The organism is Mycobacterium sp. G7A2 (assembly GCF_041902445.1).
In the GTDB taxonomy this organism is placed as follows: Bacteria; Actinomycetota; Actinomycetes; order Mycobacteriales; family Mycobacteriaceae; genus Mycobacterium.
Genome location: NZ_CP169251.1, coordinates 5,551,137 through 5,567,003 on the forward strand (window position 1 = coordinate 5,551,137; position 15,867 = coordinate 5,567,003).

The 15,867-nt window shown below is 70.8% G+C and carries 12 protein-coding genes; 1 reads left to right on the forward strand and 11 read right to left on the reverse strand.

The window, feature by feature from the left end:
- The first annotated feature begins 30 nt into the window (after positions 1 to 30).
- The gene (locus tag ACEWX3_RS26450; RefSeq protein WP_374158156.1) at positions 31 to 1,230 is read left to right on the forward strand and encodes an alpha/beta hydrolase family protein; all 1,200 of its coding nucleotides are present in this window, start codon (positions 31 to 33) and stop codon (positions 1,228 to 1,230) included.
- Here ACEWX3_RS26450 and eccE read toward each other — a convergent pair.
- From eccE to eccA, 11 genes are read right to left on the reverse strand one after another with little or no spacing between them, the layout of a single operon-like run.
- Complete coding sequence (gene eccE, locus ACEWX3_RS26455) at positions 1,217 to 2,140, reverse strand: type VII secretion protein EccE (RefSeq protein ID WP_374158157.1); 924 nt, start codon at positions 2,138 to 2,140, stop codon at positions 1,217 to 1,219. The genes ACEWX3_RS26450 and eccE overlap by 14 nt on opposite strands.
- Complete coding sequence (gene mycP, locus ACEWX3_RS26460; RefSeq protein WP_374158158.1) at positions 2,137 to 3,525, reverse strand: type VII secretion-associated serine protease mycosin; 1,389 nt, start codon at positions 3,523 to 3,525, stop codon at positions 2,137 to 2,139. The genes eccE and mycP overlap by 4 nt, the downstream gene beginning before the upstream one ends.
- A 3-nt stretch (positions 3,526 to 3,528) precedes the next feature.
- Positions 3,529 to 4,986, reverse strand: a complete 1,458-nt coding sequence (gene eccD, locus ACEWX3_RS26465) for a type VII secretion integral membrane protein EccD (protein WP_374158159.1) — start codon at positions 4,984 to 4,986, stop codon at positions 3,529 to 3,531.
- On the reverse strand, positions 4,968 to 5,837 hold the full coding sequence (locus ACEWX3_RS26470; protein ID WP_374158160.1) for an ESX secretion-associated protein EspG: 870 nt from the start codon (positions 5,835 to 5,837) through the stop codon (positions 4,968 to 4,970). Before ACEWX3_RS26470 ends, eccD begins: the two co-directional genes overlap by 19 nt.
- Positions 5,838 to 5,846: 9 nt before the next feature.
- Positions 5,847 to 6,134: a WXG100 family type VII secretion target gene (locus ACEWX3_RS26475; RefSeq protein WP_207064995.1), complete on the reverse strand. Its 288-nt coding sequence runs from the start codon at positions 6,132 to 6,134 to the stop codon at positions 5,847 to 5,849.
- Positions 6,135 to 6,170: 36 nt separating this feature from the next.
- Positions 6,171 to 6,464 carry a type VII secretion system protein EsxG gene (gene esxG, locus ACEWX3_RS26480; RefSeq protein WP_374158161.1) on the reverse strand — a complete coding sequence of 98 codons (294 nt, stop codon included), beginning with the start codon at positions 6,462 to 6,464 and terminating at the stop codon, positions 6,171 to 6,173.
- Positions 6,461 to 8,035, reverse strand: a complete 1,575-nt coding sequence (locus ACEWX3_RS26485) for a PPE family protein (protein WP_207064994.1) — start codon at positions 8,033 to 8,035, stop codon at positions 6,461 to 6,463. The genes esxG and ACEWX3_RS26485 overlap by 4 nt, the downstream gene beginning before the upstream one ends.
- A 5-nt stretch (positions 8,036 to 8,040) precedes the next feature.
- Positions 8,041 to 8,349, reverse strand: a complete 309-nt coding sequence (locus ACEWX3_RS26490; protein ID WP_207064993.1) for a PE family protein — start codon at positions 8,347 to 8,349, stop codon at positions 8,041 to 8,043.
- Positions 8,346 to 12,314 carry a type VII secretion protein EccCa gene (gene eccCa / locus ACEWX3_RS26495; protein ID WP_374158162.1) on the reverse strand — a complete coding sequence of 1,323 codons (3,969 nt, stop codon included), beginning with the start codon at positions 12,312 to 12,314 and terminating at the stop codon, positions 8,346 to 8,348. The genes ACEWX3_RS26490 and eccCa overlap by 4 nt, the downstream gene beginning before the upstream one ends.
- Positions 12,311 to 13,864, reverse strand: coding sequence for a type VII secretion protein EccB (gene eccB / locus ACEWX3_RS26500; protein ID WP_374158163.1), 1,554 nt, complete (start codon positions 13,862 to 13,864; stop codon positions 12,311 to 12,313). The genes eccCa and eccB overlap by 4 nt, the downstream gene beginning before the upstream one ends.
- A complete protein-coding gene (gene eccA, locus ACEWX3_RS26505; RefSeq protein ID WP_374158164.1) occupies positions 13,861 to 15,723 on the reverse strand; it encodes a type VII secretion AAA-ATPase EccA in 1,863 nt (620 codons plus the stop codon). Before eccA ends, eccB begins: the two co-directional genes overlap by 4 nt.
- Between the last annotated feature and the right edge of the window lie 144 nt (positions 15,724 to 15,867).

Sequence of the window (15,867 nt, forward strand, 5' to 3'; positions counted from 1 at the left end):
ACATCAGTGTGGCCCGTGTCGGGCGTTAGCATGCCAAGCGTGGAGCCCGAGCCCCTGCCGGAACCGCCCATCCCCGTTCCGGATGTTCCCGGAGCCGACGCGACGGCACGCGGCCTGCCGCGCCGCGCCGACCTGACAACCCGGCAACGGCTGCTGGTGGATTCGTCGGCACTGGCCGATCTGGCGTTGCGGACGTCCATCGCCTCGCTGCTCAGCGCCACGATGGTGCCCACGGTCGCCGGGGCACTGCGCCGCTCCCAGTCCCGCGCCGAGCGTGCGCACCTGGAGTTCTACGCCGAGCTGGCGGCGTCCGCGGACCCGCACCGCGCCTTCCCGGCGCCGACCGAGCCACCGCGGGTGTCGTCGCGGGCGGCCAACCCGGTGGCCGAGTGGTTCGCTCACGGCAACGTACGTAACCTGCGGTTCCACAGCACATTCCAAGCCGTCAATCCCGCGTTGCGGGATCAGTGCCGTGGTTATGCGCGCAACAACGTGGTGCATGCCCAGCACTGGCGCCATCACGACGGTCCGCGCCCGACCCTGTGCGTCATCCACGGCTTCATGGGCTCGGCCTACCTGTTCAACGGCATGTTCTTTTCGCTGCCGTGGTTCTACCGCTCCGGCTACGACGTCATGCTCTACACCTTGCCGTTCCACGGCCGCCGCGCCGAGAAGTACTCACCGTTCAGTGGTTACGGCTACTTCGCGCACGGGTTCTCCGGCTTCGCCGAGGCCATGGCTCAGGCGGTGCACGATTTCCGTTCGGTGCTGAACTATCTCGAGTTCACCGGCGTCGACCGCATCGCGTTGACGGGCATGTCTCTGGGTGGTTACACGTCGGCGTTGATCGCCAGCGTCGACGACCGCATCCAGGCGGTCATCCCGAACGTTCCGGTGGTCACTCCCGACCGCACCGTCGACGAGTGGTTTCCGGCCAACAAGGTGGTCGCGTTGCGCGACCGGCTCGCCGGCACCGACTCAGCGCTGGTCGACGCGGCGACGATGTACTCCTCACCGCTGAACTACCGCCCGATACCCGCCAAGGACCGGCGGCTGATCATCGCCGGTCTGGGTGACCGGCTCGCACCGCCCGAGCAGGCCGAGATGCTCTGGAAACACTGGGATCACTGCGCGTTCCACTGGTTCCCCGGCAACCACGTGCTGCATGTGAGCCAGCCGGACTACCTGCGCCGGATGACCCGATTCCTCGCCGAGTTCATGTTCGACTGAGCTGGGCGCCCGCCGGCCAGCCCAGCGTCGAGAGGGTGTGCGCCGAGACCCTGACCGGGCGGCCGGGCAGACGGCGATCGGAGGCCGGCGACAACGCTGCGATCACGACGCCGTGCAGCCCGTTCTCCGCGGTCAGTCCGCTCATCGGCGCTTGTGTGGCCGGCTGATCGGTGGTGCGCAGGACGCACGCCGCCACGAGCGCGGGATCGGCTCTGCTGCCGCTGAACTCCAGGACCGTCCACGTCTCGGCCCCCCCGAGCGACCAGACGGCCTGCAGCGTGTCGGTCAGCGCCTCGTCGACGGTGATCCGATAGGCCGCCAGATGTCCCCGCTCGTCGGCGATGGCGCGCCACGTCTCTTTCGCCTGTGCGGCAGTGACGGGTTCGACGGTGTCGGCGGTGCTGACCTCGAATCCCGACTCCCGCAGATGGTCGGCGAGTCTGCGCGCGGCGACCTCGGCCGTGTCCTGCAGCGGGATTCGCGATGAGCGCGCCGACAACGCGGCGATGTTGTCGGCGGCGCCGAGGGTCAGGCCCACCCAGGTGATGCGCACGCCGTCGCGGTCGCGCGCGGTGACGCGGACCTTGGCGAAGCGCAGGCCGTACCGATCGAGGTAGCCGGCGATCAGATCGATCGGCAGATGCTGGTGCTCGCGCGCGGCGACCTCGAGGGTCACCGTGGTGTACTCCGAGGAATGATGGGTGCCCTCGGCGCATTCACCGCGGCGGCGCCACATCGCGACGCGGCGCGCGATCAGCGTCGTCGCGAAATGCCCTCGCCACCAGGCGAACACGATGATGACGACTCCGACCGCGATCCCGAGGAGCCAGCGGTCACCGACCGAATCCCACGGGTAGGCCATCGCGGCGGGGATCCCCACCAGCAGCGCAAGACTGAGCCGGACGATCATGGCGTCGTGTCCTTCCGTTTTCTGTTCATCACGACGGTGACGATCACCAGCAGCGCGAGCACGCCCGCTCCGGTGAAGGCGATGATTCGTGGGGTGGGGTCGGGCGGTGGCGGTGCTAGCGGCGCCGCGATCTCCCGGACTGCCGCGGGATCGGTGTCCGCAGCGGCGGGCACATTCCAGGTCAGTGCGGCGACAGGATCGATGCTGCCCGCTCCGACCAGATTGGACGGGGCACGGGCGGCCCCGTGCGCGGTGGCCGTGATCCGGTCGATGACCTGCCGGGCGCTCAGATCGGGAAATCGGCTGCGCACCAACGCCGCGACACCGGAGGCGTACGCGGCGGCGTAGCCCGTGCCGCTGATCGGCGCCAGCCCCTTCTGATTGTCCGGCATACCGTTGGCCAGCCCGCCGCCTTCGGCGTTGCTGACCGAGGTGATGCCCTCACCGGGTGCCGCGACCCCGACCCAGGGGCCGGCCATCGTGAACGGCGTGGCCTGTCCGCCCGGTCCCACGGCGCCCACCGAGAGCACGTAGGGCTGCCACCACGACGGCACCGACAGCGTCGTGGCGCTGTCCCAGTTCCGGGGGTCGCGCGGCCGTGCGGCGTCGCCGAGCGGATTGCTGTCACACGCTGCGCCGGTGGACATTCCGCGTGAGGTGTCACCGGCGGCTGCCACGATCACCGCGTCCTTGTCGACGGCGGCGTAGCGCAGCGCGGCACCCAGCGCGCTCTGATCGACGTCGGCGCCGGCCGGGATACACGTCGCGACCGAGATGGTGATGACCCGTGCCCCCTGGTCCGCGGCGCGCACCACCGCGCGCGCCAGCGTGTCGACCGCCACCACCGCCTGCGCGAGCGCGGGATCGTCGCCGAGGCTCCGCGGCGCGTAGTGCGCCGAGCTCTGCCGGATGGACAGCAGGCGCGCGCCGGGCGCGACACCCGCGAATCCGTCGGGACCGGGCTGGCCCGCGATCAGGCCCGCGACGAGGGTGCCGTGCCCGTCGCAGTCGGTCAGGCCGTCGGTGTCGGCGACGAAGTCACCACCCGCCTCGACGACGGGCAGCCGCGGCCCGGGGGTGACGCCGGTGTCGAGGACCGCGACCAGCTGTCCGTCACCGCGGCTGTGTTGCCACGCCTCGGGCAGGCCCAACGACGCCTGACTCGCGGTGACCGCACCGGGGTCGGTACCGGGCAGCACGCCGGTGTCTGTGCAGTCGCTGCGCTGGGCCATCGGTTCGACCGGGCCCGCGCTACCCGCCGGCGGGGTGGCCTGCGGGTCGACCTGCGGCGGCGCAACCGCCCCGGCGGGTGCGCCGCCGACCGCGAGCAGCGCCAGGGCTGTCGCAACCACGCCTACCCGGGTGGGTGCTGAGAGGGCGGTCATCGCTCAGAACCCGTTGAGCGCCCAGGTGAACAGCCCCACCAGGTAGGCCATCACCGGGATCACCGAGGCGTCGAGAGCGGACGCGAGGAAACCGAGCAGACGGCGCATCGGCAGCGAATAGGTTGCCGGTTCGGCGATACCGGGGTTCAGCGCGACCACCACCCAGGCCACCGCCAGGGCCACCAGGACCGCCAGCGACCACCACATCGCGGTGTACTCCCCGGCGGCGGTGAACCCCACCACCAGCGCGGTGGTGATCAGGTAGGGGTGGCCGAGCAGCCACGCCTTGCACGGCGCAGAGTCCCAAACCCGGGCCCGCAGTGCGGCGGCCCCGGCGCTGGCCACCACGAGGTACCACGCCCACGGCGACACCGCGCCCTCTCCGGTGACGGCCGGCCACAGCACCGCCAGCGAACCCGTCACGGCCAGCAGCACACCGGCGGCGATGAACCCTGTCTGGTGGGAGTCACCGACCCGGATGCGGCGGGGCAGGTCTTCGAGCACCCGCAGCGGCAGCGCCGACGGCGTGGGGTCTCCGGGAGCGGGGATGACGGGGACCGGCAGCCGGGCGCACATCGCGGACAGTTGCGCGGCCTGCACGGTGATCACCAGCGCGATCAGGATCAGCCCGCACCCCACGGCCACCGGCGACAGCGTCCACAGCGATACCGCCGCGGCCGCCGCGGCCACCGTCAGCGCCGTCGCGGCGGCGGCGGTGAACACGGCGATGGCGCGTTGTCCCACGGTGATGCTGATGACCGACCACGCCGCCACCCCGGCGGCGGCGAGCAACACCTGCGCGGCGCCGAAGTCACCCGGCACCGCCAGCGCGAACGCAGCGGCGATCGGGGGCAGCGCGGCCACGGACAGGGCGGTCGCCAACCGCGGTGAGCCGGTTCTGCTCAACAACGTGCCGAGCACCGCGACCACCGCGACCGCGCTGACGGCGAACACACCGTAGGCCGTTCCGGTGACGACCCGGTGCACGATCGAGACACCCGTGGCGACGACGATCAGCGCGATGACCGCCAGCGCCGCGGCACGCCTGATGTGGTCCACCCCCCACGGCCGTTCCCGCGCCGCCGAGAAGATCATCGCGGCGTCGGCGATGTCCTCGACCAGCCGAGGTGCGGACGGACCGGGTGGAACCGGCTGCAGCGCAAGGAGGTCGCCGTCGACCACACCGACCGTGTTCAGCGTCGCGTCGCGGCTGAACGGGGCGCCGCCGATCGGGGCCAGGCTGAGTTGCTGGGCCGCCGTGTCGGTGGTGTCGTCGTTCGGCGACACGAGGCGCTGCACCGCCGGGATGATCTCGCGCAGCGGCAGGTCGGCGGGCAGTGCGACCTCGGTGATCCGGCCACTGCCGAACACCGCGATCCGCACGATCGGCATCCTCATGTTCTCGGGCGACGCGGTCGACAGCGCCGAGCCGTTGGTTCCGTCTACGACCGGGTTTGACATTGCTCTTCTCTTTCACGGATGGGGACGTCGAAGTCTCGGGTGCCGCCGCGGCGGGGAAACCAGGGGCCGTCGGGCAATTCGGCGTTCAGGCGTTCCACGGCGGCGGCGACCGCGGCGGGGTGGCCGGCGGCGAAGGTGGACACCCACTGGCCGTCGAATGCTCTGGTCGGGCTGACCAGCACCCGGCCGACCGTGGTGTCGACGACGCTGACGCCGACGTCGGTGCTGACGCGGTGACCGTCGCGGTGCTGGCCGGCCACGATCTCGACGTAGCTGCGGTCCCCGTCGAACGCGGCCACCACCACGGTACGCGCGGACGCGGGGATACCGAGGTAGTCGAGCATGTCGTGCACCGAGGAGCCGTTGCGGATCCGCTCGTCGGCCTTGGCGCCGGTGTGCGCAGGCAACGAGAACTCCTCGAAACGCGCGGGCCGCTGATCGGACAGTCCGACCGTCAGCACCGGCACCAGCGCCTCGGGGTGGTCGATCTCCATCGCCGTGAACGTGACCAGTGCTGCGCTGCGCAACGCGACCACCGTGCCCGCCCCGCCGCGGGCCACGAAGCCGCGCAACATCTCGCCGCGGCCGGCGACGAATCGGAGCTCGAGCCACCGCGCGGGGCGGCACACCAACTGGATCCATTGCGCGACTGAAGGATCGACGTTCCCGTCGGCGTTCATCACGCCCAGCTGGGTGAGCTCCGAGATGCGGTCGCGCTCGAAGTGCGCCCGCTGCGCCTCGTCGCCGTAGGGCGGGGTGATGGCCAGCACCCACGGAAACGTCCCGGCGCCGAGCTTCTCGGCGAGGAACCAGGCCGACTCCGCGGTCAGCTCGACAGCATTAGCTCGCACGGAAGCCGATCAGCCCCACTTGGCGCCTTCGGCCTGGTCACGGGCGGCCATCGACGTGGTGTTCATCTCGTGGGTGCCGGCCATCGCCCGGTAGGCGCGGACCAGCTCCTCGAGCGCGGTGTTCCATTGCGCCTGCCAGGCCTGATATGTCATGCCGGTGTCACCCTGCCAGGCACCCCGCAGCGCGGCCTGCTCGGCGGCCACCTCGGCGCCGACAGCGTGCAACGCGCCCGCGTAGCTGGACATCTCACCGGCGTGCGAGAGCATCGCCGGGTAGTTGTACATGATCTGTGACATCGAAAGTCCTTAGTAGATGGTCGGGTTGGGACCGGATCAGATGCCGGTGTAGGTGCTGGCGGCGGCGGCGTCCTCGGCGACGTAGGAGGCGGCAGCGTCACCGACGTTGGCCTGCGCGAGGTCGAGCAGCGCGTTGATCTTCGCCGAGACCTCGACGAAGCGCGCATGGGCGGCCTGGAAGGCCGCTGACGACTCGCCCATGTGGAACGCCTGCGCGGATTGCGCGGCCTGTTCCGCCTGGGTGATGGTGCTGCGCATCAGGGCCGCCTTGGCGCCGAACGCGCTCTCCGAGGCGACCAGCTGCGGGATATGAGCATCGAGAAGGCTCATGGGTTTTCCTCTCTGTGGTGGTTGTCGTCTGCGTCTGTGGGGGTGTCGGGGTCCCAGCTGCCCGGCAGCATCGGACTCTTGGGCCCGCCGCCGAACGAGTCTCCGGCCAGCGTGGTCAAACCGCCCGCCTGCTCGGTGCCTGTGCTGACGGTGCCGGAGAACCCCATCGGTCCGGCCCCGCGGGCCGAGGCGCTCACACCCGGCTCTGGCGCGGTCGGGTCGGCGTCCGGTTCGTCCTCGTAGTCCATGACGGCGTCGGCGTAGCCGCGCCCTTTGATGTCTTCTTTCTGCCTGCGGCGCCGTCGACGTCGTTCGGCGGCCGAGGCGGCGATGCCCGATGCGGCTGCGGGGATCGTCGCCGAAGGAGCCTTCGCCCCGGTGGAGTCACGGACGGTGGGTGACAGTCCGCCGTCGGGGTCGCGGCCCACCACCGCATACGGCGCCAGGGGGGCTGCGGCCGAGGCCGGTGCCGCCGCGCCGGGGGCCGATCCGGCGGAGACGGTGTTGACCGCGGGCGCAGCGCTTCCCGGCGCGGGCGTCGAGAGCGGGGCGGCCGGCAGGCCCTGGTCGCTGCGCGTCGGTGACTGCCCTTGGGCGGCCGGCGCGGTCTCCTCAACGGGTTCCTCGGCCGGAGGCTGTTCGGGCAGCCGGTCGAGCAGGTAGGCGCCGATCCCCAGCACGATGCCCAGCGCCGCGCCCACCAGCGGGGCCAGCAGCAGCGACGGGTACAGGATCGAGGCGCCGATCCAGGAAACCGCCTGGTAGGCCACCGCGAACAGGAACGGCCCCCACGTGATCAGTGCCTGCGCCGGGTTGGTGAGGAAGTCGGTGATCAGCTGGATAGTGTTGCCGATCGGGTTGCGCAGGAAGTCGATGATGGGCTCGAACAGGAACCGCAGGATCTCGCCGTAGAACCGGATCAGGTCGGCGATGATGTCGCCGAGATCGAAGGAGCTGCCTGCTTCGGCCGCCTGCAGCTGAGCGGCGGCGGCCATCGTGTCCGCGGCGGCGCGCCCGGCTTCGCCGACCCCCGGCATCAGGATGAACGGCGCCGGGGTGGACGTCGGAGTCGCGGCGACGGCCGCGCCCGAGACCGCCTGGTAGGTACCCATGGTGGTGGCGGCCTGGATCCACATCCGCACGTAGTCGGCTTCGTTGAGCGCGATCGGGATGGTGTTGATGCCAAGGAAGTTGGTGGCCACCAGCACCGCGTGGGTGGTGTGGTTGAGGGCGAGCTCCGGCAGGGTGGGCATCGCCGCCAGCGCGCTCGAGTAGGCCGCGGCCGCGGTCTCGTGCTGCGCCGCGGTCGCCGTGCTGACGGCGCTCTGCTGAGTCAGCCAGGCCAGGTAGGGGGCGTGCGCGGCGACGTACTGTTCGGCGCTGGGCCCCTCCCACGCTCCGGCCTGCACGTCGGCCAGGATGGCGGTCAGTTCGGCTGCTGCGGTCGCATATTCGGCGCTCAGCGAGTGCCACGTGCCTGCGGCTGCCAGCAGAGGCCCCGGACCGGGGCCGCTGCTCAGCGACGCCGAGTGCACCTCGGGTGGCAACGCCATCCAGACGGGGGCCGTCATACCGCTCAGCCTCGGGCGATCAGGTAGGCGGTGGCGCCCATCGCGTCACCGCTGGCGTAGCTGGCGGCGGACTCGCCGACCCCGACACCGGAGCGGCCGAGTTCTTCGACGCCCTGGGCCGCCACCGTCTGGTGTTCGGCCGCAGCGGCGCTGAACGCCGCGGCGGTCTGCAGGGACACCGGGTCGACCGCCGGCGGAACGACGGCGCCGACGACCGGCGCGGCGGCGGCCTGGGCGGCGGCCATGCGCGCGGTGAGTGCCTCCACCGCCGCGCTGGCGGCGGTGAGCCCTTCGGGGACGACACGCAGGGTCATCGGTGGTTCTCCTCTCCGCCGCGGTGGGCGGTGGCGGCTTCGGCCAACGGGTTGACGAGTTGAACGAAGCTCGGGGTGTCGGTGGCGTCGAGCAGCATGCCCCGCCCGACCGGCAGCCGGCTGAACCGGTGCCCGCGGATCTTGCCGCTGTCCTGCGGGTTACCCGACAGCATCAGCAGGGTCGCCTGCAGGTCGTTGAGCCGACGCAGCAGCGGTGCCGTCATCACCGCATGCGCCGAGCCTGCCGCCCGGGCGGTGACGATCACCCGCAACCCCAGATCGGAAGCCTGCGAGAGCAATCCGAGCAGCGGGGTCCACGGACGCTGTCCCGCGAACGGGCCGCTGGTGGCGGGGCCGTCGGGGATCTGGTCGACGTCGTCGATGATCAGGTAGTGGGTGTGGCTGTCGCGGGCCACGGTGCGGTAGTCCCAGCGGCTGAGCTCCTGCGGGCTCAGGCCGGCGGGTGGGCGGCGCTGCTCGATCAGCGCGGACAGGCCCAGCATCGCCGGCAGGATCCGGTCGATGTTCGGGGTGTACTCGTTGTCCGGGAACAGCGGCTCGTCGACCAGGTGCAGCCGGCGGTCGAGCACCGTGAACGCCACCTGGTCCGGGCGCGAGTTCTCCCGGATGGTCCGGATCAGGTGCCGCAGCAGCGTCGTCTTACCGGTCTTGGCGTCGCCGAACACCATCATCAGCGGGTTGTCGGTGAAGTCGACGCCGACCGGCGCCAGGTCGGTCTCGCGCTGCCCGATGACCACCCGCTCCGCTGCCGGGTACAGCGGGCCCAGCACATCGGGTGACAGGTTGGTCGGCAGCAGCCGCACCGGCGGCGCGCTGCGGTCGGGGTGCCGGGCGTTGAGCGCGGGAATCGATTCCAGGGAGGGGCGGGCGAACAGGAAATGCTCCGCCGCCATGGTCAGGCCGCGGCCGGGCTGGTCGACCGGCACCGCCTCGGCGGGGCGGCGCAGCGCTCCGGTGACCCGCACGTTGCTGTCGCGGGGGTCGTGCAGCCGCAGTTCCAGGCGCAGCCCGAGCCCGTCGCGCATCCCCAGCGGCACCTCGAGCCAGTTCGGGGTCGTGATCACGACGTGGATGCCGTAGGCCATGCCGGTGTTCACCAGCTCGGTCACCTTGGCCAGCAGTGGGTTACGGGTGTTGAACGTGTCGGTGTTGTCCCGGCTGAACGCGTACAGGTTGTCGATGAGCAGGAACACCTCGCCGTAGCCGTCGCGGTAGTCGCCGCCGTTGGCCCCGCCGGCCTGCTGGCGGGCGCGCAGCAACTGGTCGAGTTCGCCGAAGGTGCGGCGGATCTTCTCCGACTCCAGCGGGGAGGCCACCCCACCGACGTGTGCGAGGCCGTCCAGAGCCCGCAGCTGCCCGCCGCCGTAGTCCAGACAGTAGAACGTCACGTCACCCGGCGCGTGCAGGGCAGCCGCGGAGAGCACGAACGTCTGCAGGGCGGTGGACTTGCCCGACTTCGGGCCGCCGTGGATCACCAGGTTCGACGAGGCCGAGGTGGCATCGAAAACCAGCGTGTCGCGCCGCATGTCGAAGGGGCGGTCGATCTCGCCGAGCGGCCAACGCCACTGCCCGGCCGCGATTCCCGAGCGGGTCAGTACGTCGTCGAGCGCGATCGGCTCGTCCAGTGGCGGCAGCCACAATTGCGGTGCGCGCGGTCCGTAGTGGGCCAGCTGGTCGCCGATGGTGGCGATCAGCTTGCGCGGCGGCAGCACCTCGACGTCGGCGCCGTCGTCGACGATGACGGTGTCCGGTTCCGGGTCCACCCAGCCGGCGGGGAACGCCTGCGGCTTGGGGATGGCGTGCACGACGATCGACCGGTCCACGCGTGGCGGCTCATAGATGCCGTCGACGTAGGTGCTGCGGAACTTGACCGGCAGTGCGCCCGGCGCCGGGACGAGGAACCCCACGCCTTTGTGCTCCCGGCCCGACTCGATGTGGTACGCGTCCTCCACCCCGATGATCTGCCGGGACACGCTGGGGCTGGCCACTTTCAGACCGATCCGGTAGGACGTGTTCTTGTCGATGTCCTTGATCCGGCCCACGTCGAGCGTCTGGGACGCGAAGAGCAGGTGGATGCGGAACGAGCGGCCCTTGCGGGCGACATAGTCGAACAGGTCGGCGTACTCGGGATGATCGGCGAGCATGAGGGTGAACTCGTCGGCCACCACGAACAGCGTCGGGATCGGTGGCAGGTCGTGTCCCTCGGCCACGGCGTTCTCGTATTCGGTGACCGAGTTGAACGCACTGCCCTGCACCCGGCGGCCGGCCTCTTTGAGCAGCTGCTCGCGCCGGGCGACCTCGCCGCGCAGGGTGTCGGCGAACCGGTCTGCCAGCGAACGCTTCTCGGCCATGTTCGAGATGACGGCGACGACCTGCGGGAAGTTGCGGAAGATGTCCGCCCCGGCCTCACCCTTGAAGTCGGCGTAGATGACGATCAGCCGGTCGGCCGGGTGGGTGGTCAGCAACGACAGCAGGATCGCCATCAGGGTCTGGGACTTGCCCGAGCCGGTCATCCCGATCATCAACCCGTGGGGACCCATACCGCCCTCGGCTTCGTCCTTGAGGTCGAAGTACAGCGGTTCACCGGTGGCGGTGACGCCGATCGGCACCCGCAGTTCGTCGTCGCGGTTGCGGGGGGCCCACAGCGCGGCCACGTCCAGCGCCGAGGCGTCCGGGATGCCGAGCAGCGTGGTGAAGGCCGCTCCACCGGTGGCGGCCGAGCGGCCGTGGCTGGGATTGGAATCCCAGCGCGAGAGCCGGCGGGCGAGGTGCCGCGCGTCGGCCGCGTCGAGCCGGTCGGCGGTGTCGATGTAGGGGGCCCAGCCGCCGGTCTGCCACCGCTGGATCCGGCCGTCGGAGATCCGCAGGATGGGCCGCTCGGGATCCGGGTACTGCTCGCGGTGCGGTTCGGCGACGGTCCGATGAATGACCGTGACGCCGGCGGGATCGACTCCCCCGGTCAGCTCGTCGGGGTCGGCGTCGGGGTCGTCGAGCACGAGCAGCAGGTGCTTGACGTTTTCGCTGCCGTCACCGGTGAACGGTCCCCGATCGGCGAGGGCGGGGGCCAGCAGCCGGCGCAGCGCAGTGGCGTCGGCCGTCAGATAACGCGCGGGACCGACCCCGTCGACCTGGCCGGGCACGTCGACATGGGGCAACCACTTCAGCCACGACCAGTCGTCGTCGTCCAATTTGGTTCCTGCGTAGCCGATTCCGAGCACCGAGGGGTCGTGCCAGGTCATCGCCTGGGCCAGCCAGGCGCGCACAGCACCGTCGACCTCGTCGGCGTCGCCCACCACGGTGATCCGCGCGACCTTGGTCAGGTCGATACCGGCCGGAGCGTCGTGCAGGGTCCGCTGGGTGTCGAGCAGGCCGCGCAACGTCGTGTGCGACACCGGTTCCAGGTCGATCTCCTCGGCGGTGTCCTTGACCCGCAGTGCCGCGTCGAGGGCCTGGTCGTGCAGGCCGGCGCGCAGCACCAGGAAGTCGCGGTCGCGGGGGTCGCGCTCCCACTGCCGGCGGGTGCCCGGCACACCGGCCAGTGCCACCGGGTCCGGATGTGACCACTCCAGGCCGGCGCGTTGTTCGTCGGCGTGGGCGCGGACGTTGTCGCGGATCACCGACAGGTAGCGCAGGTAGTCGGCGCGTTCGGCATCGACCTCTTCGGTGCGGAGCTTGTTGTCCGAGCCCCGGTACAGCGCGGTCGCGGCCAGGAGTAGCACGAACGGGAAGAACAGGGTTGTCGGCGAGATCAACCTCAGACCGGTGGCGACCAGTGCGACGATCATCCCGACGATCAGGATGACGATCAGGAACGGCAGGACGCGGCGCAGCAGTGACGGCGGCACCACCCGGGGCAGCTCCGGCGGCGGCTCGATGGTGATGGTGCCTTGACGGGTCGCTGGCGGCTGGATCCGCTTGCGGTGCTCGAAGATCAGCCTGCTCATGGGTTTTCCATACTCGTGAGGTTCTCCAACCGGGCCGGCGCCGCGGCGGGAGCCAGCGTGTCGTGCGCCAGGAGCGCGTCGGCGCGTGACAGCGTCGGACCGGCGGCGAACTGGGACAGCACCGACCACGGGATCGGCAGCGGAGCCGAGGTCAAGCCGAGCGCCTCGACGGAGTCGAATCCGGCTTCACCGGAGCCGCTCTGGCCGGTGTCGATGCCGTAGCGCACGCCGGTGTCGCTGACCCAGAACAGCGATCCGCGACTGTCGACGAAGTATCCGGTGCCCGGGGTCAGGGCTACGCGGGTGGCCGGTCCACCCGGGCCGCCCGAACTCACCAGATCGACGGTATGCAGTCCGGCCGGGGTGGGAAGCGTGGAGCCGGACAGCAAGGTCAACGAGTTCTCCTGCGCACCCTCTGGTTTCGCCCAGACGACGCAGGTGACGGGGTCGGCGGTGGGGTCGACGAGGTCGAGCGGCTGCGCCGGATACACCGAGGTGTCGATGCCGTCGGCGACCGGGACCCGCGCCACCTCGTCGGCACCGATCCGCGGGGGCGCGGCGAAACCGTAAGAGTTGGTGTTGCGCAGGATCGAGGCCAGCACCACCGGGATGGGCTGCAGACCGTCGGGCAGCACCACGTAGTGGCGCAACGTGTTGTCCGCCTCGTAGGCCACCAGGACCGTCCCGACCGGCGCATCGACCGGCAGCGGCACCTGTGCGGGTGTGCCGGCTCCCGGGATCAGCGGTGAGACCAGCGCCGGCCCTTCGGGTATCGCGTTGAACAGGCCGTCGGCGATCGGCTGTGGCCCTCGCCCGGCGATCTCGGCGCCGATGCCGAGGCCCTCGACCACGGCACGGTCGGCGAGGTCGACGGCGCTGCGGCGACCGTTCCACAGCAGCCACGTGATGCCGCCGTTCTCGGCCAGCACGGCCTGATCGGCGGGCAGGGCGCCGGCGCGCTCGCCGTCGGTGGCGGGCGGCCCGGCGATGACCGTGACCCCGGCCTGGGATCCGGTCGCCGCGTCGCAGACCGTCCAGAAGGCGTCGCGGGTCTGGTTGGCCACCATGCGTTCCGGGGCACCGGGGATGCCGAGCATGTTGCCGCGGGGGAACTGGTCGAGCTCGCTGCTCTTCACCAGCGCCGGGTTGTCCGGCCGGCCGGTGATGAGCCGCGCGGAGGCCAGGTTCAGGACCGGGTGCAGCTGTTCGCCGAGACGCACGTACAGCGCTGCGGTGTCCCGGTCGGCGAGGATCGCGTCGTCGCCCGCCGACCCCGAGGGCCGGATCAGCGAGAACAGGAAGCAGCCGACGATGCCGGTGACGAGAACCAGCGCGCCGACGAGCACGGCCCGCGACTGGGTGCGGAGCGGGTCGACCAGCATTCTCGTGTCGTGCAGCGCGACACCGGAGGCGATGCGGCGCATGACGAATCGCCACCCGGTCACCTGATGCCGGGTCACGAACCCGCGGCGGTAGCTGACGCGGTCGGGGTTCTCGTTAGCCGGTGTCCGCGAGCTGAACGAACGCCGGTCCCCGTCGGGCGCGGTCACGACCGGCCCGGCTGTTGGTCGGGCACCGACAGACCGAGCCCGCGCAGCAGCGGTGCCGCCGAGTTGGCGACGTCGGCGGCGGTGATGGTCATCAGCTCGTCGTCGGTGAAGTCCCCGGCGTCGTCGGTGCGCGGCGTGTGGTCGAGGCGATACTCGCGCTCCTCCTCGGAACGCTCGACGAGGTTACGCACGAAACGCCCGTTGCCGGCGATGTCGAGGCTGCGTCGCTGCACGCCCGCGGCGTCGGGGGTGGAGGACTCCGCGAGGTGGGCGAAGAGCCGTTCCATGTCGGCGCGGGCGGCCTGGTCGAAGCGCGAGTCCCGCTTCTCGGCCATGCGAGTGGCGATTTCGGCGAGCTCCTTCGACGAGTAGGACGGGAAGTCGATGCTGCGGGTGAGGCGGGAGCGCAGACCCTCGTTGGTGTCGAGGAAGGTGTCGAGGTCTTTGCGGTAGCCGGCGACGATGACGACCAGGCGGTCACGGTCGTTCTCCATCCGCGCCAGCAGCGTGTCGATGGCGACGAGTCCGAAGTCGTTCTTGGCCCCGGTGGACACGAGCGCGTAGGCCTCGTCGAGGAACAGCACACCGTCGAGCGCGCTGTCGATGATGGCGTTGGTCTTGGCCTCCGTCTCACCGATGTGCTGGCCGATCAGATCGGCGCGGTGCACCTCGCGGACGGTCTCCTTCTTCAACAGGCCCAGTCCGCAATAGATCTTGGCGACCACCCGCGCGATGGTGGTCTTGCCCGTTCCGGGCGGCCCGGCGAACACCAGGTGATTGGTGCGCTGGGCGACGGCCAGCCCCCGCTCCTGGCGCCGGATCGCCATCGCCACCGAGCTTTTCAGCCGGGCGACCTGGTATTTGACCTCCTCGAGGCCGATGAACTCGGCGAGCTCAGCCTCGGCCTCGACCAGCAGGTGCGCCTTGCGGTCCTTGGCCCCGGGGTCGACGAAGTCCGATTCCCCGGGCTCGGTGCCGGGATCCCACGGATCGGTGCGCGCCTCGATGCGCGCCGCCGTGGTGGTCGCGAACCCGAATGTGGCGTCGGACAGGGCCTCTTCGATCTGCGCGTTCTCGGGATTCGCGGCGTAGAGCTCCTGCAGCAGCTCGCGTGCGTCGTCGTCCTCGCCCTGGGCGCGCAGGGCCAGCGCCTTGGCCAGCGCACCGTCGGTCGCGGCGACGGTCAGTGGGCCGTCGGGTTGTTCGAGGTGCGAAAGCGCGGGTGCGAACATGCCCAGCCGTGCCAGCGCGATGCCGAGGGTCACCCGGGCGGCGTGAGCGCTCGCGTCGTCGAGGGACCGGTCACCGACCATCGGCGTCAGCATCCGCACCACGTCGGACCAACGCTCGGCCCGGTAGTGGATCGCCGCGCGCACCCAGCGGGCCTGCAGCCACCCGGGCCGGTGTTCCAGCAGCTCACCGACCAGGCGCTCAGCAGTCCCGAAATCTGCTGCCTCGCAAAGGGACACCGCATAGGCAAGGGAGAAGTCCGCCGGGGCGGTGGCACGGAAACGCAGGTAGAGACCGGTGTCGTAGCCGAAGCCGAGCGCGCCGGGCGCCAGCTCGATCTGACGCTGCAGCGCGCCCGCGGTGGCCGATGTTTGCCAGATCTGCTCGACCACCTGCGGTGTCACGTCTCCGGCGGCGGCCAGGCCGGTCCATGCGTCGCACTGGTCGGCGGCGACGCGGGTCAGCGCGCCGAACCCGGATCGGGCAGCGGCCAGATCCGCCGGTCGCTGCCGGTCGTGCACCGACAACCCGAGCGCGCGACAGCAGGTCGCGAACCGGCTGATGACGTCGCGGTCTATCCGGTGCGGGTGACCGGCGACCGTCGCGACGGTGTCACTTCCAATGTCCATGCGTGTGTGATTCGCGGTGCCGGCTGACAGTCCCCCGGGCCCGCAGTCTCCCTCGTAGCGTACTTATGTATGGCTAAGCTAACTTTTGCTGAAGTTAGCATTGCATAAGCTCACTGTCGAGACTCACCGGGTAGCACCGCACGG

What these genes read in the sequence shown, in the direction of transcription:
- ACEWX3_RS26490 (WP_207064993.1), bottom strand. Translation starts at nt 8,349, where the DNA reads ATGACCCTGCGTGTCGTCCCCGAAGGGCTCACCGCCGCCAGCGCGGCG.
- eccCa (WP_374158162.1), bottom strand. Translation starts at nt 12,314, where the DNA reads ATGAGCAGGCTGATCTTCGAGCACCGCAAGCGGATCCAGCCGCCAGCG.
- eccA (WP_374158164.1), bottom strand. Translation starts at nt 15,723, where the DNA reads ATGGACATTGGAAGTGACACCGTCGCGACGGTCGCCGGTCACCCGCAC.
- ACEWX3_RS26475 (WP_207064995.1), bottom strand. Translation starts at nt 6,134, where the DNA reads ATGTCACAGATCATGTACAACTACCCGGCGATGCTCTCGCACGCCGGT.
- mycP (WP_374158158.1), bottom strand. Translation starts at nt 3,525, where the DNA reads ATGACCGCCCTCTCAGCACCCACCCGGGTAGGCGTGGTTGCGACAGCC.
- eccE (WP_374158157.1), bottom strand. Translation starts at nt 2,140, where the DNA reads ATGATCGTCCGGCTCAGTCTTGCGCTGCTGGTGGGGATCCCCGCCGCG.
- esxG (WP_374158161.1), bottom strand. Translation starts at nt 6,464, where the DNA reads ATGAGCCTTCTCGATGCTCATATCCCGCAGCTGGTCGCCTCGGAGAGC.
- ACEWX3_RS26450 (WP_374158156.1), top strand. Translation starts at nt 31, where the DNA reads ATGCCAAGCGTGGAGCCCGAGCCCCTGCCGGAACCGCCCATCCCCGTT.
- ACEWX3_RS26485 (WP_207064994.1), bottom strand. Translation starts at nt 8,035, where the DNA reads ATGACGGCCCCCGTCTGGATGGCGTTGCCACCCGAGGTGCACTCGGCG.
- eccD (WP_374158159.1), bottom strand. Translation starts at nt 4,986, where the DNA reads ATGTCAAACCCGGTCGTAGACGGAACCAACGGCTCGGCGCTGTCGACC.